21 protein-coding genes are annotated in these 21,179 nt (G+C 73.0%); 12 read left to right on the plus strand and 9 right to left on the minus strand.

Annotation, left to right across the window (positions count from 1 at the left end):
* The first annotated feature begins 139 nt into the window (after positions 1-139).
* The 7 genes from ACLBX8_RS19345 (at position 140) to deoA (ending at position 5,614) form a co-directional block, all read left to right on the plus strand.
* Positions 140-706 (plus strand): glutathione peroxidase, encoded by a 567-nt coding sequence (locus tag ACLBX8_RS19345; RefSeq protein WP_447700028.1) that lies wholly within the window; start codon positions 140-142, stop codon positions 704-706.
* A 56-nt stretch (positions 707-762) separates the two neighbouring features.
* Entirely contained in the window at positions 763-1,398 is a 636-nt protein-coding gene (locus ACLBX8_RS19350) for a sigma-70 family RNA polymerase sigma factor (protein ID WP_447700027.1), read from the plus strand.
* A 101-nt stretch (positions 1,399-1,499) separates the two neighbouring features.
* A complete protein-coding gene (locus ACLBX8_RS19355; RefSeq protein ID WP_026605029.1) occupies positions 1,500-2,267 on the plus strand; it encodes an anti-sigma factor in 768 nt (255 codons plus the stop codon).
* Positions 2,268-2,331: 64 nt separating this feature from the next.
* Positions 2,332-2,772, plus strand: coding sequence for a cytidine deaminase (locus ACLBX8_RS19360; RefSeq protein WP_447700026.1), 441 nt, complete (start codon positions 2,332-2,334; stop codon positions 2,770-2,772).
* Positions 2,765-3,589 (plus strand): purine-nucleoside phosphorylase, encoded by an 825-nt coding sequence (locus tag ACLBX8_RS19365; protein WP_447700025.1) that lies wholly within the window; start codon positions 2,765-2,767, stop codon positions 3,587-3,589. Before ACLBX8_RS19360 ends, ACLBX8_RS19365 begins: the two co-directional genes overlap by 8 nt.
* Positions 3,582-4,313: a deoxyribose-phosphate aldolase gene (gene deoC / locus ACLBX8_RS19370; RefSeq protein WP_447715626.1), complete on the plus strand. Its 732-nt coding sequence runs from the start codon at positions 3,582-3,584 to the stop codon at positions 4,311-4,313. The genes ACLBX8_RS19365 and deoC overlap by 8 nt, the downstream gene beginning before the upstream one ends.
* A gap of 2 nt (positions 4,314-4,315) precedes the next feature.
* Positions 4,316-5,614, plus strand: a complete 1,299-nt coding sequence (gene deoA / locus ACLBX8_RS19375) for a thymidine phosphorylase (RefSeq protein WP_447700024.1) — start codon at positions 4,316-4,318, stop codon at positions 5,612-5,614.
* A 54-nt stretch (positions 5,615-5,668) separates the two neighbouring features.
* Here the strand turns inward: deoA and ACLBX8_RS19380 are convergent, their stop codons facing one another.
* The 4 genes from ACLBX8_RS19380 to dnaK all read right to left on the minus strand — a co-directional run bounded on the left by ACLBX8_RS19380 (position 5,669) and on the right by dnaK (position 10,190).
* On the minus strand, positions 5,669-5,986 hold the full coding sequence (locus ACLBX8_RS19380) for a hypothetical protein (RefSeq protein ID WP_447700023.1): 318 nt from the start codon (positions 5,984-5,986) through the stop codon (positions 5,669-5,671).
* A 109-nt stretch (positions 5,987-6,095) separates the two neighbouring features.
* On the minus strand, positions 6,096-6,734 hold the full coding sequence (locus ACLBX8_RS19385; protein ID WP_020093830.1) for a class I SAM-dependent methyltransferase: 639 nt from the start codon (positions 6,732-6,734) through the stop codon (positions 6,096-6,098).
* Between the two features lie 139 nt (positions 6,735-6,873).
* Positions 6,874-8,022 carry a molecular chaperone DnaJ gene (gene dnaJ, locus ACLBX8_RS19390; RefSeq protein WP_020093829.1) on the minus strand — a complete coding sequence of 383 codons (1,149 nt, stop codon included), beginning with the start codon at positions 8,020-8,022 and terminating at the stop codon, positions 6,874-6,876.
* Positions 8,023-8,273: 251 nt separating this feature from the next.
* A complete protein-coding gene (gene dnaK / locus ACLBX8_RS19395; protein ID WP_447715627.1) occupies positions 8,274-10,190 on the minus strand; it encodes a molecular chaperone DnaK in 1,917 nt (638 codons plus the stop codon).
* Between the two features lie 392 nt (positions 10,191-10,582).
* Here dnaK and ACLBX8_RS19400 point away from each other — a divergent pair, with 392 nt between their 5' ends.
* A complete protein-coding gene (locus tag ACLBX8_RS19400; RefSeq protein WP_447700021.1) occupies positions 10,583-11,569 on the plus strand; it encodes a hypothetical protein in 987 nt (328 codons plus the stop codon).
* A 145-nt stretch (positions 11,570-11,714) separates the two neighbouring features.
* Here the strand turns inward: ACLBX8_RS19400 and ACLBX8_RS19405 are convergent, their stop codons facing one another.
* Positions 11,715-12,353: a YqgE/AlgH family protein gene (locus tag ACLBX8_RS19405; RefSeq protein ID WP_091979976.1), complete on the minus strand. Its 639-nt coding sequence runs from the start codon at positions 12,351-12,353 to the stop codon at positions 11,715-11,717.
* A 186-nt stretch (positions 12,354-12,539) separates the two neighbouring features.
* Between ACLBX8_RS19405 and ACLBX8_RS19410 the strand changes: the two genes are divergently transcribed.
* The 3 genes from ACLBX8_RS19410 (at position 12,540) to ACLBX8_RS19420 (ending at position 14,121) form a co-directional block, all read left to right on the plus strand.
* Entirely contained in the window at positions 12,540-12,797 is a 258-nt protein-coding gene (locus ACLBX8_RS19410; protein ID WP_447682562.1) for a hypothetical protein, read from the plus strand.
* Between the two features lie 111 nt (positions 12,798-12,908).
* A complete protein-coding gene (locus ACLBX8_RS19415) occupies positions 12,909-13,388 on the plus strand; it encodes a peroxiredoxin (RefSeq protein WP_020093824.1) in 480 nt (159 codons plus the stop codon).
* Positions 13,389-13,479: 91 nt separating this feature from the next.
* Complete coding sequence (locus ACLBX8_RS19420; RefSeq protein WP_447700020.1) at positions 13,480-14,121, plus strand: DedA family protein; 642 nt, start codon at positions 13,480-13,482, stop codon at positions 14,119-14,121.
* A gap of 6 nt (positions 14,122-14,127) precedes the next feature.
* Here ACLBX8_RS19420 and ACLBX8_RS19425 read toward each other — a convergent pair whose 3' ends face one another.
* Together ACLBX8_RS19425 and ACLBX8_RS19430 are read right to left on the minus strand one after the other, a co-directional pair.
* A complete protein-coding gene (locus ACLBX8_RS19425) occupies positions 14,128-14,886 on the minus strand; it encodes a restriction endonuclease (protein ID WP_020093822.1) in 759 nt (252 codons plus the stop codon).
* Between the two features lie 110 nt (positions 14,887-14,996).
* Positions 14,997-15,410 carry a MucR family transcriptional regulator gene (locus ACLBX8_RS19430; protein ID WP_020093821.1) on the minus strand — a complete coding sequence of 138 codons (414 nt, stop codon included), beginning with the start codon at positions 15,408-15,410 and terminating at the stop codon, positions 14,997-14,999.
* Positions 15,411-15,804: 394 nt separating this feature from the next.
* Between ACLBX8_RS19430 and ACLBX8_RS19435 the strand changes: the two genes are divergently transcribed.
* Entirely contained in the window at positions 15,805-18,492 is a 2,688-nt protein-coding gene (locus ACLBX8_RS19435; RefSeq protein ID WP_447700019.1) for a bifunctional acetate--CoA ligase family protein/GNAT family N-acetyltransferase, read from the plus strand.
* 54 nt (positions 18,493-18,546) lie between these two features.
* On the opposite strand, the gene ACLBX8_RS19440 is transcribed toward ACLBX8_RS19435, so the two are convergent.
* Together ACLBX8_RS19440 and ACLBX8_RS19445 are read right to left on the minus strand one after the other, a co-directional pair.
* Positions 18,547-19,080, minus strand: coding sequence for a Dps family protein (locus ACLBX8_RS19440; RefSeq protein WP_020093819.1), 534 nt, complete (start codon positions 19,078-19,080; stop codon positions 18,547-18,549).
* Positions 19,081-19,216: 136 nt separating this feature from the next.
* Positions 19,217-21,082 (minus strand): L,D-transpeptidase family protein, encoded by a 1,866-nt coding sequence (locus ACLBX8_RS19445; RefSeq protein ID WP_447700018.1) that lies wholly within the window; start codon positions 21,080-21,082, stop codon positions 19,217-19,219.
* Between the last annotated feature and the right edge of the window lie 97 nt (positions 21,083-21,179).

Consider the following 21,179-nt stretch of genomic DNA (forward strand, 5'->3'; position numbering starts at 1 on the left):
TCGGCCTTCCGATCCGCCGGCGGTCGAGCCTGCGTCGAAACGACCGTCGCGGCGCATGAAACCGTGGCGGGTCGGGCGCGTTGCCGCGCGGAAAATCGCGCGCCCAGTGGCGCGACGAGGTCGCGAAGAGGTCACCGCCATGACGCTGCTGCGCCGCGAGGCCCTGATCCTGATCGGTGCCGGTCTCGCCGGCGGCGCCCGCGCCGCGGAGCAGCCCTCCGGGACCGCGCGGGCCACGGATTTCGCCTTCGAGACCCCGGAGGCCGCGCCGATGCCGCTCTCCGCCTACGCGGGGAAGCCGATTCTCGTGGTCAACACCGCGACAGCCTGCGGCTATGCCGGGCAGCTCACCGGGCTGCAGACGCTCTGGACGCGGTTCGGCGATCGCGGGCTCATCGTGCTGGGCGTCCCGTCACCGGATTTCGGCAACCAGGAACCCCTGGACGGCCCGGCCATCGCGGAGGCGGCGCGGAGGAATCACGGCGTCACCTTCCCGCTCACGGCCAAGACCCGGGTGAAGATGCCGGGCGCCCACCCGTTCTACCGCTGGGCGGCGGCCGAGCGCCCCGCCGAGACGCCGCGCTGGAACTTCCACAAGTACCTGATCGCCCGCGACGGCACCCTCGCGGCGGCCTTCGCCACGCAGGTCGAGCCGACCGATCCGCGGGTGATCTCGGGGATCGCCGCCACCCTCGACCAGGCCTGACCGCGACGCCGGGCCGGCAGGCGGGATTAAACGCGCGAGCCCCACGTTCACACATCATGGCATCGGACAAGAACAAGCGCCCGGACCTCCTCGATCTGCTGGTGCCCCTGCGGCGCTACGCGCGGTCGCTCACCCGCGACACGCTGCGGGCCGATGACCTCGTGCACGACACGCTGGTGCGGGCCCTGGAGATGCAGGGCTCGCTCCGGCCGAACACCAATCTGCGCACCTGGATGATGACGGTGCTGCACAACGCCTTCATCGACGAGCAGCGCCGCCGGCAGGTGGAGGCGCGGCACGCCGACACGCTGGTCCGGATGACCGAGGACATGGCGCCGCCGGCCCAGGAGGGTCAGGTGCGCCTCGCCCAGATCCGGCAGGCCTTCCTCAAGCTTCCGGAGGAGCAGCGCGCCGCGCTCCACCTCGTCACCCTGGAAGGCATGGCCTACGCCGACGCGGCGGCCGTGCTCGGCATCCCGATCGGCACGCTGATGTCCCGTCTCGGCCGCGGCCGGGCGGCCCTGCGCGCCTTCGAGGAGGGGACGCGGACGGACCGCGGCTCCGACGAGTCGGAGCCCGCCAAGACACCCGAGACGCGGCGCGGGCCGCCCTCCACCCTCCGGCTCGTCGTGTCCGACGAGCCGCGGGAACGGTCCGCCTGGCCTCTGCGACGCGCTGTCGGAGAGAGCTGAGCACGGAGCTGATGAAGGACCGGCACCCGCGGGCGCCGGTGCCGACTGACGATTGCGACCGGCGGATCGCCTCCGGGCACGCTGGATTCGAGGACCTCACGATGATCGATCCGATCACAGACGACGATCTCATCGCCTTCGTCGACGGCCAGATCGACCCGATGCGCCGTCTCGACGTCGAGGCGCACCTCGCGGCCAATCCCGAGGCCGCGGCCCGGGTGATGGCCGAGATGCACGATCGCGACGCCCTCAGGGCCTGCTTCGAGCGCGTTCCGGGGCCCGGGCCGGACCGGAACATGGTCCTGGCGCGCCGCTTCGACCGGAACCTGCGCTGGCGCCGCGTCGCCTCGCGTCTGAAGCGGGCCGCCGCGATCGCGGTGCTCGTGGGCGCGGGCTGGCTGGCCCACGACGAGATCGGCCGCTTCGGCGTTCCCGACACCCTGGCGGCGACCCCGGATCCGGCCCTGATCGCAGACGCGCGGCAGGCCCGGGTCGTGGCGCAGCTGCGCAAGAGCATCGGTGGCCAGGCCGACGATCCGGTCTACGACCGGGCGCGCCTCCGCTCGGCGACCGGCATCGACCTGCCGGCCCTGCCCGACGGCTGGCGGGTGCGCGACATCCAGGTCTTCCCTGCCCGGCACGGCACCGGGATCGAGGTCGCCCTCGAGACCGAGCGCTTCGGCGAGGCGTCGCTGTTCGCCACCCGCGGCATCCGCGGCGGACCGACGACGCTCATCACCGGCTCGGACGACGGCGACGTCGTCTCGTGGAACGCGGGCGACACCGCCTACGCCCTGAGCGGCCCGCGCAGCGACGCGGACCTGCGTCAGGCGGCGAGTCTCCTCGGCGCCGGTCCGGCGACCCGCTGAGCGCCGCGCCGGACTCCCGCCCGGGGCCTCGACAGGGCGCCCCGGCGGGTGCCAAAGATCGGCCATGCAGGCCGCGGATCCAGCACGGGACCCAGCACGGGACGATGACGGGCTCGCAGCCCTGTTCGAGGCGGCGCGCGCGGTGCGCGCGCACGCGCACGCACCCTATTCCCGCTTCCCCGTCGGGGCCGCGCTGCGCGACGAGCGCGGCGCGATCCACGCCGGCTGCAACGTCGAGAACGCCGCCTACCCGGTCGGAACCTGCGCGGAGGCCGGGGCGATCGCCGCCATGGTGGCGGCCGGCGGTCGGCGCATCGCGGCGATCCTGGTCTGCGGCGACGGCAACGGCCCGGTGACGCCCTGCGGCGCCTGCCGCCAGCGCATCCGCGAGTTCGCCCGGCCGGACACCCCGATCCACGCCGCCGGTCCGGGCGGGGTCGCCCGCACCTTCACGCTGGCGGAGCTGCTGCCGGAATCCTTCGGCCCGGAGACGCTCGGTGAGTGAGGCGGCCGCCCGCGACGCCCTGCGCGCCGCCGGCTTCGCGGGTCCCTACGCCTGCGCGGTGGTGACCGGCACCGGCCTCGGCGGGATCGCGGCGGCCCTCACGGACGCGAGCGCCGTCGACTACGCGGCGATCCCCGGATTTCCGGGGCCCGGCGTCAGCGGCCACGGCGGCCGGCTGCATCGCGGCCGCCTCGCCGGGCGGCCGGTCCTGATCTTCGAGGGGCGGGCCCACGCCTACGAGCGCGGTGACCCGGCGGCGATGCGGGTGCCGCTCGCCTGCGCCCGGCACCTCGGCGCCCGCCGCCTGCTCCTCACCAACGCCTCCGGATCGCTGCGGCCCGCGACCGAGCCCGGCTGCCTCGTGCTGCTCGCCGACCACATCAACCTCTCCGGCCTGAACCCGCTGATCGGCGAGGCCAGCGACGCCCGGTTCGTGCCGATGACCGAGGCCTATGACCCGGATCTGCGGGCGCGGCTCCGCGCGGCGGCCGGGGCCTGCGGCGTGCCCCTGGGGGAGGGGGTCTACGCGTGGTTCTCGGGCCCGAGCTTCGAGACGCCCGCGGAGGTGCGGATGGCCGGCATCCTGGGCGCCGACCTCGTGGGCATGTCCACCGTGCCGGAGGTGATCCTCGCCCGGTTCCTCGACCTGCCGGTGGCGGCGGTCTCGGTGGTGACGAACCTCGCGGCCGGCATCGCCGGCGGCGCGCCGCACCACGCGGAGACGAAGGCGGTGGCGGCCCGGGCCGCGGAGGATCTCGGCCGCCTGGTCCGGGCGTTCGTGGCCGGCCTGCCCGACGGAGAGACAGCCGATGACTGACCCCGAAGCCGGCGCGGTCGCCCGCCGGGCCCTGCCGCTCCTCGACCTCACCGATCTCGGCGAGACCTGCACCGAGACCCGGATCGACGTCCTCTGCCGGGACGCGAAGCGCGGCGGCGTCGCGGCGATCTGCGTCTGGCCGCGCTTCGTCGCGCAGGGCGCGCGGGCGCTCGCGGGCACCGAGATCCGGATCGCCACGGTCATCAACTTCCCCGCGGGCGGCGAGGACTGCGCCCGCGCCACCGACGACACCGCCGAGGCGCTGCGCGACGGCGCCGACGAGATCGACCTCGTCCTGCCCTACGGCGCGCTGCTGCGGGGCGAGGCGGCGGTGGCCCGCGACATGGTCGAGGCCGTGCGCGACACCTGCGGATCCGCGACCCTGAAGGTGATCCTGGAGACGGGCGCGCTCGCCGAGCCGGAGCGGATCCGGGAGGCCAGCCGGATCGCCCTGGAGGCGGGCGCCGACTTCCTGAAGACCTCCACGGGCAAGAGCCCGGTCTCGGCGACCCCGGAAGCCGCCGAGGCGATGCTGGCCGAGATCCGAGCCGGCGGCCGCGCCGCGGGCCTGAAGGTCTCCGGCGGCCTGCGCAGCGTCGCCGACGCCGCCACCTACCTCGACCTCGCCGACCGGCTGATGGGTCCCGGCTGGGTGAGCCCGAGAACCTTCCGGCTCGGGGCGAGCAGCCTGTTCGAGACCCTGATGCGGGCACGGACGCTGTGAGCGTGCGGCTGCCTCAGGAGACGATCCGGGCCAAGCGCGACGGCCAGCCCCTCGATCCGGACGAGATCGGGGCCTTCATCCGCGGCCTCACCGACGGCACGGTCGGGGAGGGGCAGGCGGCGGCCTTCGCCATGGCGGTGTTCTTCCGCGGCCTGTCGCTGCCGGAGCGGGTGGCGCTCACCCGCGCGATGGCGGAATCGGGCCGGATCCTCGCCTGGGACCTGCCCGGGCCCGTCCTCGACAAGCACTCCACCGGCGGCATCGGCGACGCGGTGAGCCTGCCGCTCGCCCCGATGGTCGCGGCCTGCGGCGGCTACGTTCCGATGATCTCGGGGCGCGGCCTCGGCCATACCGGCGGGACGCTGGACAAGCTCGGCAGCATCCCGGGCTACGACGCCACGCCCGGGCTCGACGCGTTCCGCCGGGTCGTCGCGGAGGTCGGCTGCGCCATCATCGGCCAGACCGCCGAACTCGCGCCCGCGGACCGGCGCCTCTACGCGATCCGCGACGTCACCGGCACGGTCGAGTCCCGCGACCTGATCACCGCCTCGATCCTGTCGAAGAAGCTCGCCGCCGGGCTCGACGGGCTCGTGATGGACGTGAAGCAGGGCTCCGGCGCCTTCATGGCGGGCGTGCCCGAGGCGCGGGCGCTGGCCCAGAGCATCGTCACGGTTGCGGAGGGGGCCGGCCTGCACACCGCCGCGCTGATCACCGACATGGACGCGCCGCTCGCCAGCGCGGCCGGCAACGCCGTCGAGGTCGCCTACGCGCTCGACTACCTGACGGGCGCGCGCCGCGAGCCGCGCTTCCACGCGGTCACGGTGGCGCTGGGCGCCGAGATGCTGGTCGTGGGCGGCCTGGCGCCGGACCGCGACAGCGCCGCGGAGCGGCTGGAGCAGGCCCTCGCCTCGGGCCGGGCGGCCGAGGGCTTCGGCCGCATGGTCGCGGCGCTCGGCGGGCCGGGCGATCTCCTGGAGCGGCCGGCCGCGCACCTGCCGGCCGCGCCGGTGCGACGGGCGGTCCGTCAGGACGGGACCGTCGCGGGGATCGCGACGCGGGCGCTGGGCCTGGCGGTGATCGGGCTGGGCGGCGGCCGCACGCGGCCTGAGGATCCGGTCGACCCGCGGGTCGGCTTCACGGATCTCGCCGGTCCCGGATCGTCCGGCGGGCTGCTCGGGATCGTCCACGCGGCCGACGAGGCCGCCGCGGATCGGGCGGAGGCCGCGCTGCGGGCGGCCTACCGGATGGGCGACGCGCCGCCGGCGCGCCCGCCCGTCCTCGAGCGGGTGGGCGCCGGCTAGCGGGCGCGCCCGGCCATCACGGATCCGTGGCCGGGCGCGGCGGGCTCGGAGCCCTTACCAGCGGCCGTAGCCGTGGCGATGGCCCCAGCCGCCGTGGTGATGGTGACGCGGGCCGAAGCCGCGGTGCCCCCAGCCGTGATGGTGGCCCCGGCCCCAACCGTAGTGGTGATGGCGCGGGCCGTAGCCGCGGTGGCCCCAGCCGCCGTGGCGGTGCCCGTAGCCGTAGCCGTACTGGACGGTCTGGACGTCGCCGGCTTCCGCCTGCAGGCCGGCATCGCGGCCGAGGGGCGCGGCCATGGCCGGCGCCGCGAAGGCGAGTCCGCCGAAGGCCAGGGCGGCGGCCAAACGGGTCCGAGCGGTCTTGGTGAACATCGGCGTTCTCCTGATCCACGCCGGTCGCCCTGTGGCGTCCGGCCGTGTCCCAGGTGTGCGCCTTTCCAGTTGACGCAAACGTGACCTGTTCGCTCAGGCCGTGTTCAGGTCAGGGTCGGCGGTAGACCCAGACCCGCGCCGGCGGCAGGTTCAGCCAGACCCGGTTGGAGCGATCGGCGGTGTAGCTGCCGGCCTCGCAGCGGGCCGGGATCGGCGGAACGACCGCGTAGGTGAACTGCACGAAGGGCGCGCCCGGCCGCATCAGGTCGTGGGCGGTGTTCAGCAGGTCGAGCCGCTGCTCCAGCGGCTTGGTGAACAGCGGCAGGCTCGAGATCGTCGCGGCGGCGGGCTCCGTCAGCACGTCCTGGAGGCTCGCGCGCATGTTGTAGGCGTCGCCCTGGATGACCCGCACGCCCGGGAAGCGATGGGTCAGGAGGCGGCAGAAATCGGGGTTGAACTCCACGAGGATCAGCCGCTCCGGCGCGACGCCGCGCCGGATCAGCGCCTCGGTCACCGGACCGGTGCCGGGGCCCAGCTCGACCACGGGCCCTTCGAGGCGCGGGTCGACGTAGGCCGCCATGGTCCGGGCGAGCATCTTGCCCGAGGGCGTCACGGCCCCCGTGACCAGGGGGCGCTCCAGCCAGGACCGCAGGAACCGGGCCTCGTCCTCGAGGGGGTCGCGCCGCGGCCCGAAAATCGCGCTCCTGCCCGCAGGAGCCTTCGCGTTGGGACGGCGGAGCGGCGGCAAGTCCTGGATTCCTTGATGCCGGATGAGAATGAATGGCTAGGGACGGCGCTGTCTTACAGTCAAGCCGGCGCCGCGCCTAGGGGATGCAAGCCACGCCGGCCGCTTGCATAACGGGTCTTCCCGGGATTCGGATCCGGCCTCACGGCCGGACCGCGCCCCCGAAGAAGTCCCGCACCTTCGAGAAGAAGCCCGCGGACTCGGGATGGTTCTCCGGGGAGGCCGACTGGTCGAACTCCTGGAGCAGCTCGCGCTGGCGCTTGGTCAGGTTCTGCGGGGTCTCGACGAAGACCTGGATGTAGAGGTCGCCGACCTCCCGCGAGCGCAGCACCGGCATGCCCTTGCCCTTGATGCGGAACTGCTTGGCGGTCTGCGTCCCCGCCGGGATGCGCACCTGCGTCTGCGAGCCGTCGATCACCGGCACGGTGATCTCGCCCGAGAGCGCGGCCGTGACCATCGAGATCGGCACCCGGCAGAAAAGGTCGGCGCCGTCGCGCTGGAAGAACTCGTGCTGCTTGATCGACAGGAAGACGTAGAGGTCGCCCGCCGGCCCGCCGCGCAGCCCGCTCTCGCCCTCGCCGGCGAGCCGGATCCGCAGCCCGTCATCGACGCCCGCCGGCACGTTGATCGAGAGGGTGCGCTCGCGGTTGACGCGCCCGGCGCCCTGGCAGGCGGTGCAGGGGTCGTCGACGATCTCGCCGCGGCCGTGGCAGTTGGGGCACGTCCGCTCGATGGCGAAGAAGCCCTGCGCCGCCCGGACCCGTCCGTAGCCCGCGCAGGTCGGGCAGGTCCGCGGCTTCGAGCCGGGCTTCGCGCCGGACCCGTCGCAGACCTCGCAGGTGATCGAGGTCGGGATCTTGATGGTCTCGGCCTTGCCGGTGAAGGCCTCCTCCAGGGTGATCTCGAGGTTGTAGCGCAGGTCGGCCCCGCGCTCGCGGCCCGGCGTGCCGCCGCGTCCGCGGCCACCGCCGGCGGCCCCGCGGCCGTCGCCGAAGAAATTGTCGAAGATGTCCGACATGAAGTCGCCGAACTCGTTGCCGAATCCGGGACCGCCGGCCCCGCCCTGGCTGAAGGCCGCGTGGCCGAACCGGTCGTAGGCGGCGCGCTTCTGGCCGTCGGAGAGGCACTGATAGGCCTCGTTGATCTCCTTGAACTTGATCTCGGCGTCCTTGTCGCCGGGATTCCGGTCGGGATGATAGGTCATCGCGAGCTTGCGGAAGGCGACCTTCATCTCGCCTTCCGTGGCGGTCTTGGTGACCCCCAGGATCTCGTAGTAGTCCCGCTTCGACATCCCGCCCTCAGGTGCCTTCCCGTCCCGTCCCGTACCCCGGGCCGCGACGCTTCTCTACCACCGCGCCGCCGTTCCGGAAGGCCGCGACGAGCCCGGAAACCGGAGGCGCCGACGACGCGGATCCGCGATCGGCCGGCGGCTCCCGGTTCCGGGCCCCGCAGGCCCGGAATGACGGAGCTTCTGAATACGCTTCTCACGCAAAGGCGGGGCCGGATCGCTCCGGCCCCGCGCGGTCGTATCAGATCCGCGCCTCAGGCGCGCTTCTTCTGGTCCTTCTCGTCGACCTCCTGGAAGTCGGCGTCGATGACGTCGTCCTTCTTCTCGGAGGCCGCCGCCTCGGCACCGGCATCCGGGCCGGCCGCCTGGTTGGCGGCGTACATGGCCTCGCCGAGCTTCATCGAGGCCTGCATAAGGTCCGTGGTCCGGGCCTTGATGGTCTCGACGTCGTCGCCCTCCAGCGCGGTCTTGAGCGCGGTCATCGCGGTCTCGATCGCGCCCTTGTCGGCGGCCGGGACCTTGTCGCCGTACTCGGTCACCGACTTCTCGGTGGCGTGGATCAGGCTCTCGCCCTGGTTCTTCACCTCGACGAGCGCGCGCCGCTTCTTGTCGGCCTCAGCGTTCGCCTCGGCGTCCTTCACCATCCGGTCGATGTCGGCGTCCGACAGGCCACCCGAGGCCTGGATGCGGATCTGGTGCTCCTTGTTGGTCGCCTTGTCCTTGGCCGTCACGTTGACGATGCCGTTGGCGTCGATGTCGAAGGTCACCTCGATCTGCGGCATGCCGCGGGGCGCCGGCGGAATGCCGACGAGGTCGAACTGGCCGAGCAGCTTGTTGTCGGCCGCCATCTCGCGCTCGCCCTGGAAGACCCGGATCGTGACCGCGTTCTGGTTGTCCTCCGCGGTCGAGAAGGTCTGGGACTTCTTGGTCGGGATCGTGGTGTTGCGGTCGATGAGCCGGGTGAACACGCCGCCCAGCGTCTCGATGCCCAGCGACAGCGGGGTCACGTCCAGCAGCAGCACGTCCTTGACGTCGCCCTGGAGCACGCCGGCCTGCACGGCGGCGCCGATGGCCACGACCTCGTCCGGGTTGACGCCCTTGTGGGGCTCCTTGCCGAAGAAGGACTTCACCACCTCCTGGATCTTCGGCATGCGGATCATGCCGCCGACCAGCACCACCTCGTCGATCTCGGAGGCCGACACGCCGGCATCCTTGAGCGCCTTGCGGCAGGGCTCGATCGTGCGCTGCACCAGATCGTCGACGAGCGACTCGAACTTCGCGCGGCTGAGCTTCAGCGCGAGGTGCTTCGGGCCGGTGTTGTCGGCGGTGATGTAGGGCAGGTTGATCTCGGTCTGGGTGGCCGAGGACAGCTCGATCTTGGCCTTCTCGGCGGCCTCCTTGAGGCGCTGGAGGGCGAGCTTGTCCTTGGTCAGGTCGATGCCCTGCTCCTTCTTGAACTCGGCCGTCAGGTACTCGACGATCCGGTTGTCGAAGTCCTCGCCGCCCAGGAAGGTGTCGCCGTTCGTCGACTTCACCTCGAAGACGCCGTCGCCGATCTCCAGGATGGAGACGTCGAAGGTGCCGCCGCCGAGGTCGTAGACCGCGATCGTGCCGGACTTCTTCTTGTCGAGACCGTAGGCGAGCGCCGCCGCGGTCGGCTCGTTGATGATGCGCAGCACCTCGAGGCCCGCGATCTTGCCGGCGTCCTTGGTGGCCTGACGCTGGGCGTCGTTGAAGTAGGCCGGGACCGTGATGACCGCCTGCGTGACCGGCTGGCCGAGATGCGACTCAGCAGTCTCCTTCATCTTCTGAAGGGTGAAGGCGGAGATCTGCGAGGGCGAGTACTTCTTGCCGTCCGCCTCGACCCAGGCGTCGCCGTTGTCGCCGCGGGCGATCTTGTAGGGCACGAGGCCCTTGTCCTTCTGGGTCATCGGGTCGTCGTAGGTCCGGCCGATGAGCCGCTTGATGGCGAAGAACGTGCGCTCGGGGTTCGTGACCGCCTGGCGCTTGGCCGGCTGGCCGACGAGCCGCTCGCCGTCGTCCGTAAAGGCGACGATGGACGGCGTGGTGCGCGCGCCTTCCGAATTCTCGATGACCTTGGGCTGCGTGCCTTCCATCACGGCCACGCAGGAATTGGTGGTGCCGAGGTCGATGCCGATAACTTTACCCATGGTGGGATCCCTCTTTGTGTCGCGTTCAAGCAGACCGCCGAGCCCCGAAGCAGCTCGGCCCATGGCGGTGTCGGGGGTGATGTGAGTATGGGACCCGGGCCGGATCAAGGGCCGTGAACGGCTGAAACCCAGCGCGCAATCCCGCGTCGAGGGCGATATAAGAAGCCCGTTCCGGGCCCGCAAGGCGAAGCCTGCGCGGCGGGATCGGCCCCGCGGATCCGGGCCATCCCCTTGGCATTCCGGCAGGATCTCGCCGCACGGCCGGCGCCGGCCCGGTGGCGTGGCTGCATTTTGTTGCTCCGCTGCCACGTCGGCGCCATCGACGGCGTGTTAACGTTTCGACAAGGGGTTGCGCGTGGCCCCGCCACTTCGTGTCCCCGTCGTAGAGTCCGATGCGCCCGACCCGCAGCCTCCTGCTCCCGATCCTGGCGGTCGCCGTCGCGGCGCCCGGGATGCTCGTCGCGCCCCCCGCGCGGGCCCAGAACTTCTTCGAGCGCCTGTTCGGCATCAAGCCGGAGCGGCCGCCGGTGCCGCCGCGCGGCCTGCCCGAGCCGGCGCCCGTCCCGGGAGCGCCGGGCGAGCCGGGCCCGCCCGCGGCGGCTCCCGACGCGCCCCGGCCCGCCCCCGCCCCGGCCCGCCCGGTCGTGCTGAAGACGCCCTCCGAGGACGGCGTGATCGGCCAGGAGCTGCAGCTCAACGGCCTGTCCGGGTCCCTGAAGCTGGAGCGCTCCGGCACGGCCGTCACGGCCCGGATCAAGCTGCCCGGGACCAAGATCTCGCAGCCGGCGGATTCGTGCACCGTCCCGCTCGCGGGCGGCAATCCGGTGGCGCTCACCGCCGAGGGCAAGCCTGAGGGCGTGCCGCGCTTCGAGGCCGCCGGGGCCGAGTGCCCGCTGCGCTTCGACGTGACCGACGGCGGCGTCCTGGTCTCGAGCCTGGGTTCGGGCCCGGTCTGCACCTTCTCGGCGGCGGATTGCGCGACCACGCCGGTCGGCCTCTGGGGGCCGGGCGCCGCCACCCTGATCCCGCGGGCCGGCGAGTTCGACACGGCCCGGGGCGTCGCCGACAAGGCCGTACGGGACAATTACAAGCTGATGACTCAGCGGGCCCGGCGCGAGGACGTGCGGCCGATCGTCAGCGAGCAGGCGGCGTTCTCCTCGGACCGGGAGCAGCTCTGCCGCACCTACGCGCGCGAGGGGACGCACGGGTTCTGCCATCTGCGGGTGACGGAGAACCGCGCCCTGGCCCTGGCGACCCGGCTCGGCGCCAACACGGCGACGCCCACCGCCGCCGTGGCCCCCCGGCGGCCCCGGCCCAAGCCGGCGGTCGAGGGCATGAACCCGGATGCGGTCGGCGGCGGCGACGCCGTTCCGGAGTAAGACCGCCCCGTAACGGCCCGGCGCAACCGTCTTTGCGAACGGAGCGAAGCAGCCCAGGGTAGCGCGAGGCTGGCCAGCGTAGCGTTCCTGGATCGCTTCGCTCCGCTCGCAAAGACGGCGTGCCGCCCCGGCGAGCGCGGTCGGGTCAGGCCCGGCCGGCGGTCATCGACAGCATCGCCGGGTCGATGCCGTTGGCCCGCAGGGCGAGGTCGTACTTGGCGTCGAGGTCGGCGTTGAAGATCAGGGCCGGGTCGGCCGGGCAGTTGAGCCAGCCGTTGGCCATGATCTCGCTCTCCAGCTGCCCGGCCTGCCAGCCGGCGTAGCCGAGCGCCAGCACGGCGCTGGCCGGCCCCTCGCCGCTGGCGATGGCGCGGAGGATCTCCACGGTCGCGGTCAGGCAGATGCCGTCGTCGATGATCAGCGTCGATTGCTGGATGTGGAAATCGTCGCTGTGGAGCACGAAGCCGCGCCGTCCCTCCACCGGGCCGCCCATCAGGACCGGCATGTGGCCGACCCGCTCGCGCAGGCGGATCGCGTCCGCCTCGGGCGCCACGTCGAGCTGGACCAGCAGGTCCGGCATGCTGATGTCGGTCGCCGCCTTGTTGACGATGATGCCCATGGCCCCGTCGGCGGAATGGGCGCAGATGTAGATCACCGAGCGCGCGAAGCGCTCGTCGGCCATGCCGGGCATGGCCACGAGGAACTGCCCGTCGAGGAAGTGCGGGCCCGCCAGCTCCGTGCGGAGCGGCGCCGCCTTCCCGGCCTGGGACGACGCTGCCGACATGGGATCGGGCCTGCGGTGCGGAGGGTGCGCCATGCGTCCATGCTACGCCGCGCCCCTCCGTTGTCCAGCGGGCAAAAGGGACGCAGCAAGCCTCCCCCAAGCTTGTGCGGGTCTCAATCCCTGTCCCACAATACCCGGGTCGGTCCGCGTCGCGGCCGGCGCAGTCACCGTTGAGGCTCGCTGGTCATGGCGGATGTCGCACCCTCTCCCACCTTCGACATCGAGGAGCAGCGGGCGCGGATCGAGCGGTCCCAGGAGGAGACCCGCAAGTTCGTCGCTGAGCAGCACAAGCTGATCGCCGAGCAGGCGAAGCTGCTGGCCGAGCAGGCCAAGCTCGGCCGTGACCGGGCCCTGGCGCCCTGGCAGGTGGCCCTCTCGGGCATGGCGGCGGGAGCAGCCTTCTTCGGGGCCGGGGCGGCCTTCATCAAGCTGATCGGCCCGTGAGGGCGGTGCAAGCCGGAGCTGGCCGCATCCTCGACAGGCACCCCCTGCCACGCTAGGTCAGGCGCGCTGCTCACGCGCGCCATCCCAGCGCGCGACAACGAGGGACCCGCGATGATCCAGGTCGGCGACCACCTGCCCCAGGCCACCTTCCGGGTGATCGGCCCCGAGGGCCCGATCGCGCGCACCACCGACGACGTGTTCAAGGGCCGGCGCGTGGTCCTGATCGGCGTGCCGGGCGCGTTCACCCCCAGCTGCCACCGCAACCACCTGCCGGGCTTCGTGACCCACCGGGACGAGATCCTCGGGCGCGGTATCGACGCCATCGCGGTGACGAGCGTCAACGACGTGTTCGTGCTCGACGCGTGGTCGAAGGCGAGCGGCGCCGAGGGGCTGGAATTCCTCGCCGACGGCAACGCCGATTTCGCCAAGGCCCTCGGCCTGGAGATGGACGGCACCGGCTTCGGCCTCGGGATGCGCTCGAAGCGCTACTCCATGCTGGTCGAGGACGGCGTCGTCCGGATCCTCAACGTCGAGGAGACCCCCTCGAAGGCCGAGGCGTCCGGCGCCGAGGCACTGCTGAAGGTCCTCTGAGGACGCCGCCGGCCGCAGATCGGCCCTCTTAAGGCCACGTTCCGTCCGCTTGTGTCGCCGGGCTCTGCCCGGAGACCGGCCCGAGGACCGCATGGCCTTCCTGAACGACCTGCCCATCGCCGACCTGATCGCGAATTACGGATACATCGCGATCTTCGTGATCATCACCCTCGAGAGCGCTGGCGTGCCGTGCCCCGGCGAGACGGTGCTGATCTCGGCCGCCGTCTACGCCGGCAGCACCGGGAACCTGAACATCGGCCTGGTCATCGCCGCGGCGGCGACGGCCGCGATCCTGGGCGACAATGTCGGCTACTGGGCGGGGCGGCGCTGGGGCATGCCGCTGCTGCTCCGCTACGGCCATCTCATCGCCCTCGACCACGGGCGGCTCAAGCTCGGCCAGTACCTGTTCCGCCAGCACGGCGGGAAGATCGTGTTCTTCGGCCGCTTCACCGCGATGCTGCGCGCCTACGCGGCGGTCCTGGCCGGCGTGAACAAGCTCGACGCGCGCCGCTTCATGGCCTTCAACGCCCTCGGCGGCGTCGTCTGGGCCGGCAGCATGGGCATCGGCTCGTACTATTGCGGGCGCCAGATCGAGCATATTGTCGGCCCGGTGGGCCTGACCCTGCTCGCCCTGGTGGTGTTCGGCGGCCTGGCCCTGTGGCTGTTCGTGCGCCGCCACGAGGCGCGCCTGCTCAACGAGGCGGAGATCGCCATCCCCGGCCCGCTCGCCTGACGGGCATCACGTCTCCGCGAGGTCGAACGCCTCGATCGCCTCGAGGGCGTCGTGGTGCAGGAGGAGGACGCCGGTGGCCGTGGCGAGCCGGCGCGCCGCCGGCGTGAAGCCGGCGTTCGACACCACGGCGGCCCGGTCCCCGTCCCAGTAGCGCAGGGCCGCGGCGGCTTCCTGCACGGCGGCGTTGCCCACGGGCTTGCTCAGCCGCTTGCACTGCACGACGAGGCGCAGCCCGTCCCGCACCGCCACGATATCGGCGCCCTGGTCGCCGCTCGCCGGCGTCCGGTGCGCCCGCCAGCCCGCCCGGACCAGGCGCTCGGCGCAGTAGCGCTCGTAGTCCAGCCCGTCCCCGGGCGCCTCGTCCTCCTCCGGGAGCGCGACGGCGGCGGCCTCGGCCTCGACGATCGCCAGCATCCGCGCGTGCTCCGCCTCGGCGAGGTCGGCGAAGCGCGGGCCGAGCTGCGGCAGGACGGTCCGCTCGAGGAAATAATCGCGCTCGCGCAGCCAGCCGTCCTCGATCCGGTTGCCGTAGGGGTCGGTGTAGCTCTCCTGCCGCCGCCGCAGCGCCAGCGTCTCGGCATGGGCGCGGGCGATCCGGCGCACCCGGGCCCGGAACCGGCGCGGGCGCCCGAGATGCCGCAGCAGGACGAGCGCGAGGGCGAGTCCCGTCGCGGCGAGCGCCGGCCGGCCGTACCAGAGCCCGAAGGGGAGGCCGATCACGGCCGTCCAGAACAGGCGGGCGACGAGGCTGGGCTTGCCGGGCATCGGGTCTCGGGGGCGCTGACGGGCCCCCGACCCTCGCAAGCGCGGCTTGCCCGATGCCTAACCCGCCTCCGAAAGCTGTGGACGCGGGCGCGGATGAGAGCGCCGCGCCGTCAGCCCTTCCGGCGCTGGTGGCCGAGGCCCATGCTCTTGGCGAGGCTGGACCGCGCCGCGGCGTAGTTCGGCGCCACCATCGGGTAGTCGGGCGGCAGGCCCCACTTTCCCCGATACTCCTCGGGCGTCAGGTTGTAGTGCGTCCGCAGGTGGCGCTTCAGCGACTTGAACTTCTTGCCGTCCTCCAGGCAGACGATGAAGTCGGGCTGGACCGAGCGCCGGACCGGCACGGCCGGCCGCAGCTGCTCCGCCGGCGGGGCGGACGGCTCGCCGAGCCCGTGCAGCGTCGCGTGGATGGCCGCGATCAGCCCCGGCAGTTCCGGCGCGGGGACCGGATTGTTGCTCACGAAAGCCGACACGATGTCGACGGACAGCGTGAGATAGTCCGGTTGCCCTTCACCCGTGGCGTCCATCCCGTAACCTCCACTCGATCCCAGCCGGCCACCGACGCCGGCCGGGATCTGTCTCTGCTCGACCCGATACAGGGTAGTTAATGGGCAGTTACTATGGTGGTGTGAATTCAATAGCAAGTCCAATCCACACATGCCCACAAGTGCCGTCTTAGAGTGGATAAATGGCGCCCGATATTGAACAAAAGGAGGTCTGGAGACCGCACTCGCGTCGACCACGCGATTTCCGGCCGGCGCGTGCCGACCGGGCGTTGCAGGCGCGCCCGATCGCGCCATCTGGGAGGGCGGCGGGCGCCCCGGCGCCTCGTCCGTTCGGACGTGAGCGAGAGGCCAGATGCGTGCCGCCAGGAACGGCCTGCGGGACCGCGTCCCGTGACGATGTCGTGAGCCGCCGGTCGTGAGCACCTACCGGTTCGACAAACTGCTGGCACCCCGCTCGATCGCCCTGGTCGGGGCGGTGGGCCGCGAGGGCTCGCTGGGGCGCAGCGTGCTCGACAGCCTGCGCGCCGCGGGCTTTCCCGGCGCGATCATGCCGGTCCAGCCCGACCAAACGAGCGTCGAGGGGCTGGCCTGCGTGCCGCGGGTCGCAGATCTGCCCGCCGCCCCCGACCTCGTCCTGATCGCGGTGCCGCCGCCGAGCGTGCCCGAAGTCGTCGCGCAGGCCGCCGCGATCGGCGCCGGGGCGGCCGTGATCCTCACGGCGCGGCTCGGATCCGGGCCGGAGGATCCCGGTCCGGTCGCCCACGGGATCGCCCGCGCCCACGGCCTGCGCCTGCTCGGGCCCGACAGCGCCGGCTTGGCGGTCCCGGGCGCGAGGCTCAACGCCAGCCTGTTCGCCCAGGCGCCCGAGGCCGGCGACCTCGCCCTCGTCTCGCAATCCGGCACGGTCGCGGCCGCCATCGTCGCCTGGGGCGCCCGCCACGGCACGGGCTTCTCGGCGGTGCTGTCGCTGGGCAGCGTCCTCGACATCGGCGTGGCCGACTGCCTCGACCACTTCGCCGCCGATTTCCGCACCCGCGCGATCCTGCTCTGCCTCGACCGGGTCGCGGATGCCCGCCGGTTCATGTCGGCCGCCCGCGCCGCGGCCCGGGCCAAGCCCGTCGTGGTCCTGCGGGCCGGCCGGCACCGGCCCGACACCCGCGCCGCCGTCACCCATACCGGCGCCCTGGCCCGCCCGGACGCGGTCTACGCCGCGGCCTTCCGGCGGGCCGGCCTGCTGGCCGTGCCGGACCTCGACGCGATGTTCTCCGCCGTGGAGACCCTGGGGCGACAGCGGCCGTTCCCCGGCCACCGGCTGGCGATCGTGTCCAACGGCCGCGGCATCGGCCTCCTCGCGGCGGACCGACTGATCGAGCGGGCCGGGACCCTGGCGGCGCCCGCCGAGGCGGAGGGCCGCGCGCCGGGAAACCCCCTCGACCTCGGCATCGACGCCGCCGGTCCGGCCTTCGCGTCCGCGCTGACGCCGCTGCTGACGGACCGGACGAGCGACGCCGTGCTGGCGATCCACGTGCCGACGACCCGCTCGGAGGCCGGCGCGGTGGCCGAGGCCGTCGCCGCGACGGTCAAGGCCGCCCGCGCCGGCCAGACCCGCAAGAAGCCGGTCTTCGCGGTCACGCTGGGCGACGCGGAGGCGGCGCGCGAGACCTTCGCGCAGGCCGGGATCCCGCATTTCACCACCGATTCCGAGGCGATCGAGGGCTTCCTGCACCTCGTGCGCTACCGCGAGGCCCAGGACGACCTGATGCGCACGCCGGACTCGCTGCCGCGGGACTTCTCCCCCGACACGGCGCGAGCCCGCTCGATCGTCGCCGGCGCCCTGCGCCAGGGCGCCGCGTGGCTCGACCCGGTGGCGGTGAACGGCCTCCTGCAGGCCTACGGGATCCCGACCGTCCCGATCACGCTCGCCCCCGACACGGACGCGGCCGCTGCGGCCGCGTGGCCGATCATCGCGGCGGGCGGGACGGTGGCGCTGAAGGTCGTCTCGCCGGACATCGTGCACAAATCCGACATCGGCGGCGTCCACCTCGACCTGACCAGCGAGGCCGACGTCGCGGAGGCCGCCCGCAGCATCCTGGCCCGCGCCCGCCGGGAGCGGCCCGACGCCCGGGTCACCGGCTTCGCCGTGCAGCCGATGGTCCGCCGCGGCCAGCGCCGGGAGCTGATCGCCGGGCTCGCGGAGGACGCGGTGTTCGGTCCGGTGGTGGTGTTCGGCCGGGGCGGGACCGCCGTGGAGGTGATCGACGACCGCGCCCTCGGCCTGCCGCCGCTCGACCTGACCCTGGCGCGCGACCTCATCGCCCGAACCCGGGTCGCGCGCCGCCTGGAGGCCTACCGCGACGTGCCGGCGGCCGATCTCGGCGCGATCGCGCTGACGCTGGTGAAGCTGTCCCAGCTCGCCGCCGACCTGCCGCAGGTGCGCGAGCTCGACATCAACCCGCTCCTGGCCGACGAGACCGGCGTGCTGGCCCTCGACGCCAGGGTCCGGATCGGGCGCGCCGAGCGCGGCGACCACGGCAGCGCCCACGGCCGCGGCCACCCGCGCTTCGCGATCCGGCCCTATCCGGCCGAGTGGATCCGCGCGCTCAACCTCAAGGACCGGACCGTGCGGGTGCGGCCCGTGCGCCCGGAGGACGAGGGCCTGTTCCTGGCCTTCTTCAAGGGTCTTGACCCGGAGGACCTGCGGCTGCGGTTCTTCGGGCCGGTGCGCGAGTTCAGCCACGCCTTCCTGGCCCGCCTGACGCAGCTCGACTACGCGCGCGCCATCGCGTTCGTGGCCACGGAGATCGGGCCGGGCGGCGGCGAGCGCATGCTCGGTGCGGTCCGGCTCCACGCGGACGCCAACCACGAGAGCGGCGAGTACGCGATCGCGGTGGGCCGCGGCGCCCGCGGGACGGGCCTCGCCTTCGCGCTGATGCGCCTGATGATCGACTGGGCGCGCTCCGAGGGGATCGGCCGGGTCGAGGGCACGGTGCTCGCCGAGAACCGGCCGATGCTGGCGGTGTGCCGCCGCCTCGGGTTCACGCAGGGGCGCGACCCCGACGATCCGGGCCTCGTGAAGGTGCACCTCGATCTCGCCGCCGGCTAGCGGCGCGGCGAGGCCCGACCCGGCGCCGGCCGCGCCGGTGCCGGGGGGCGCGGCTCAGTGGCCGCTGTCGGTCGCGTTGCGGGTGGTCTCGTAGAGGAACCACGTCCGCTCCTCGGACTGGTCGATCCACTCCTCGAGCTGCGAGGTGGTCGCCACGTCGCCGGCCTCGTCGGTGACCCCGTGGAGCGTCCGCATGTTGGCGGTGAGGGCCTTGTTGTCGTCGCGCAGCTCCTTGAGCATGTCGAGGGGCGAGACGTACTCGGCATCGTTGTCGGCCACGCGGGTCAGGCTCTTGGCCTGGCCGAGCGAGCGCAGGACCGTGCCGCCGATCTTGCGGGCGCGCTCGTTCACCGCGTCGATGATCTCGAAGATCTGGGCCGACTGCTCGTCCAGCAGGAGGTGGTAGTCGCGGAAATGGGGTCCGCTCATGTGCCAGTGGAAGTTCTTGGTCTTGATGTAGAGGGCGAACAGGTCCGAGCTCAGGACTGTCAGGCCCTCGGCGATCGTCCGGACGTCGCTCGGATCGAGGTCGGTCGGGGTGTTGAGGCGCGCGCTCTCGATGCGGCTGCTCGGCTTGGCCTTGGCCATGGTCGTCTCCAATGCGATTCGCTGGCTCGGCGCGCCGCTCCGTCACGCCGCGGAGGGGCGGACGCGCTTTCTGCAGGCCAATGACCGGCCCGCCGGGATGTTCCGGCGTGCCGAGAATCACATAGCTGGGTTGGCTTTAGCGGGTAGGTTCGACGGATTCCAAGCTGCGGTGCTCGGTGGCAGGCCGCTCCGGCGACGGCTTCGCGGGTGCGGGCCTGACCGGCGCGGGTCCGACCGTCGCGGGCTTGGCCGCGGCAGCCCGCGCGGGAGCCGGCTTCGCGTCGTGGGCGGCACCGGGCCGGGGCGGGGCCGGCGCGGTCGCGGGGGCCGGCTTCGCGGCGTCCGCGCCCGCCGCGGGCGGGATCGCGCCGGTGGCGGCGGGCTCGGGCGCCGGCGTGTCGAGGTTGTAGATGTCGTCGCGGAAATGCGCCTTCCCGTCCGGCGTGGCGAAGCCGGTGAGGTACACGAAGGTGACCGGGATCGGCTTGGTGAGCTTGATGTCGCGGCGCTCGCCGTCGGCGATGCCGGTCTCGATCTCGATCGGGCCCCAGCTCGTGCCGGGCCCGTTGGGGCCGTCCGTGCCCTGCAGCAGCCAGCCGACCAGCTCCTTCACCTGTCCGACCCGGACGCAGCCGTGGCTGTGGAAGCGGACGCTCGCGGCGAAGAGCGACTTCGCCGGCGTATCGTGCATGTAGACGGCAAAGCGGTTCGGCATGTCGATCCGCACCTGGCCCAGCGAATTGTCGAGGCCGGAATCCTGGCGCAGCGTGTAGTTGACGGCCTTCTGGCCCGCCCAGTCGATCCGGGTCGGGTCGACCTCGCCCGCCGGGCCCAGGATCCGGATGCGGTTCTTGGCGAGGTAGCCCGGGTTCTTGCGCATCGCCGGGATGATCTCGTTCTTCACCACCGAGGCGGGGACGGTCCAGGTCGGGTTGAAGTTGATGTCGGTGATCCGCGTCTCGACGGACGGCGTCGCCTTGTCGGGGGAGCCGACCACCGCGACGTAGCGGCGCGTCACGGCGCCGTTCTCCACCGCCTCCACGGCGGCGGACGGGATGTTGACCACCACGTAGCGCTCGCCGAACGGGAATTTCGAGCCCATCAGCCGGGCCGCGGAGGCGGCGAGCTGGCGCTGGCGCACCGCGGCCGGCACGTTGAGCGCGTTGATCGTGAGCCGGCCAAGGATACCGCTGTCGGGCAGGCCGTGGCGGCCCTGGAAGGCGGCGATCGCCGCCACCAGGGGCGGGTCGAGGCGGTCGTTCGCGGGGGCATCCGCCGGCAGGTCGCCGGTCAGCGTCAGGTGGTGGCGCAGGGCGGGGATCGCCGGGTGGCGCTCGCCGGGCTTGAGGCGCGCGAGATCGTCTGGCAGCCGCTCCCAGCCCCCGGCCTCCGCGAAGGCCGCGTAGCGCTCGGCCGCCCGGAGCGTGTCGAGGAACGTCCGCGGTGTCAGCGTCGGGTTCGGATCGGCGGAGACCTTGGCGTAGACCAGCGGCGCCGGCTCGCGGGACCTCTTCGCCGCTTCCTGAGGCTTGGCCGGCTGGGACTTGGTCTCGGCCGATCGGGCGTCCGACGCCTTGCTATCCGACGCCTTGCCGTCCTGGGCCTTCGCGTCCTGTGCCTTCGCGTCCTGCGCTCTGGCATCCTGCGCCTTGCCCTGCGCCGGGACGGGCTCCGGCGCGGCCTCGGTCGCCCGGGTCTCGGCTGGCCTGGTCTCGGCCGGCCTGGTGTCGGCCCGCTTGGCCTCCGCCGGCTTGCCGGCCGCGCCCTTCGCCTCACCCTTCGCCTCCGGTGCGCGGGGCTCCTGGCCCTTCGCGGTCTCGCCCGCGGCGGGCGGCACCGCGACCGGCGCGGCGAGCGGCGGCACCGGCGCGGGGCCGCCCTGCGCCGCGCCGGTCCCCTGCGCCAGGGCGACGCCGGGCGCTCCGAGCAGGGCCAGCAGGGACAGGCCCGCACCCAGCGCGGCGTGCGGGCGGGCGTGACGGCGGGGCTGGACCGGGACCATACGCAACACTCCCGACGCGCTCAGGCGGCGCGACCGGGCCGGATGATGGGCCGGCGTGGTTACCAATCTCCTCCGACCCTGAAAGCGGGCAGGATCG

The organism is Methylobacterium sp. D48H (assembly GCF_053345715.1).

Coding starts and splice junctions, on each gene's coding strand:
- deoC (WP_447715626.1), top strand. CDS start 3,582: ATGACTGACCCCGAAGCCGGCGCGGTCGCCCGCCGGGCCCTGCCGCTC.
- dnaJ (WP_020093829.1), bottom strand. CDS start 8,022: ATGTCGAAGCGGGACTACTACGAGATCCTGGGGGTCACCAAGACCGCC.
- ACLBX8_RS19410 (WP_447682562.1), top strand. CDS start 12,540: ATGGCGGATGTCGCACCCTCTCCCACCTTCGACATCGAGGAGCAGCGG.
- dnaK (WP_447715627.1), bottom strand. CDS start 10,190: ATGGGTAAAGTTATCGGCATCGACCTCGGCACCACCAATTCCTGCGTG.
- ACLBX8_RS19355 (WP_026605029.1), top strand. CDS start 1,500: ATGATCGATCCGATCACAGACGACGATCTCATCGCCTTCGTCGACGGC.
- ACLBX8_RS19440 (WP_020093819.1), bottom strand. CDS start 19,080: ATGGCCAAGGCCAAGCCGAGCAGCCGCATCGAGAGCGCGCGCCTCAAC.
- ACLBX8_RS19345 (WP_447700028.1), top strand. CDS start 140: ATGACGCTGCTGCGCCGCGAGGCCCTGATCCTGATCGGTGCCGGTCTC.
- ACLBX8_RS19360 (WP_447700026.1), top strand. CDS start 2,332: ATGCAGGCCGCGGATCCAGCACGGGACCCAGCACGGGACGATGACGGG.
- ACLBX8_RS19380 (WP_447700023.1), bottom strand. CDS start 5,986: ATGTTCACCAAGACCGCTCGGACCCGTTTGGCCGCCGCCCTGGCCTTC.
- ACLBX8_RS19405 (WP_091979976.1), bottom strand. CDS start 12,353: ATGTCGGCAGCGTCGTCCCAGGCCGGGAAGGCGGCGCCGCTCCGCACG.
- ACLBX8_RS19425 (WP_020093822.1), bottom strand. CDS start 14,886: ATGCCCGGCAAGCCCAGCCTCGTCGCCCGCCTGTTCTGGACGGCCGTG.
- ACLBX8_RS19430 (WP_020093821.1), bottom strand. CDS start 15,410: ATGGACGCCACGGGTGAAGGGCAACCGGACTATCTCACGCTGTCCGTC.
- ACLBX8_RS19445 (WP_447700018.1), bottom strand. CDS start 21,082: ATGGTCCCGGTCCAGCCCCGCCGTCACGCCCGCCCGCACGCCGCGCTG.
- ACLBX8_RS19350 (WP_447700027.1), top strand. CDS start 763: ATGGCATCGGACAAGAACAAGCGCCCGGACCTCCTCGATCTGCTGGTG.
- ACLBX8_RS19420 (WP_447700020.1), top strand. CDS start 13,480: ATGGCCTTCCTGAACGACCTGCCCATCGCCGACCTGATCGCGAATTAC.
- ACLBX8_RS19400 (WP_447700021.1), top strand. CDS start 10,583: ATGCGCCCGACCCGCAGCCTCCTGCTCCCGATCCTGGCGGTCGCCGTC.
- ACLBX8_RS19415 (WP_020093824.1), top strand. CDS start 12,909: ATGATCCAGGTCGGCGACCACCTGCCCCAGGCCACCTTCCGGGTGATC.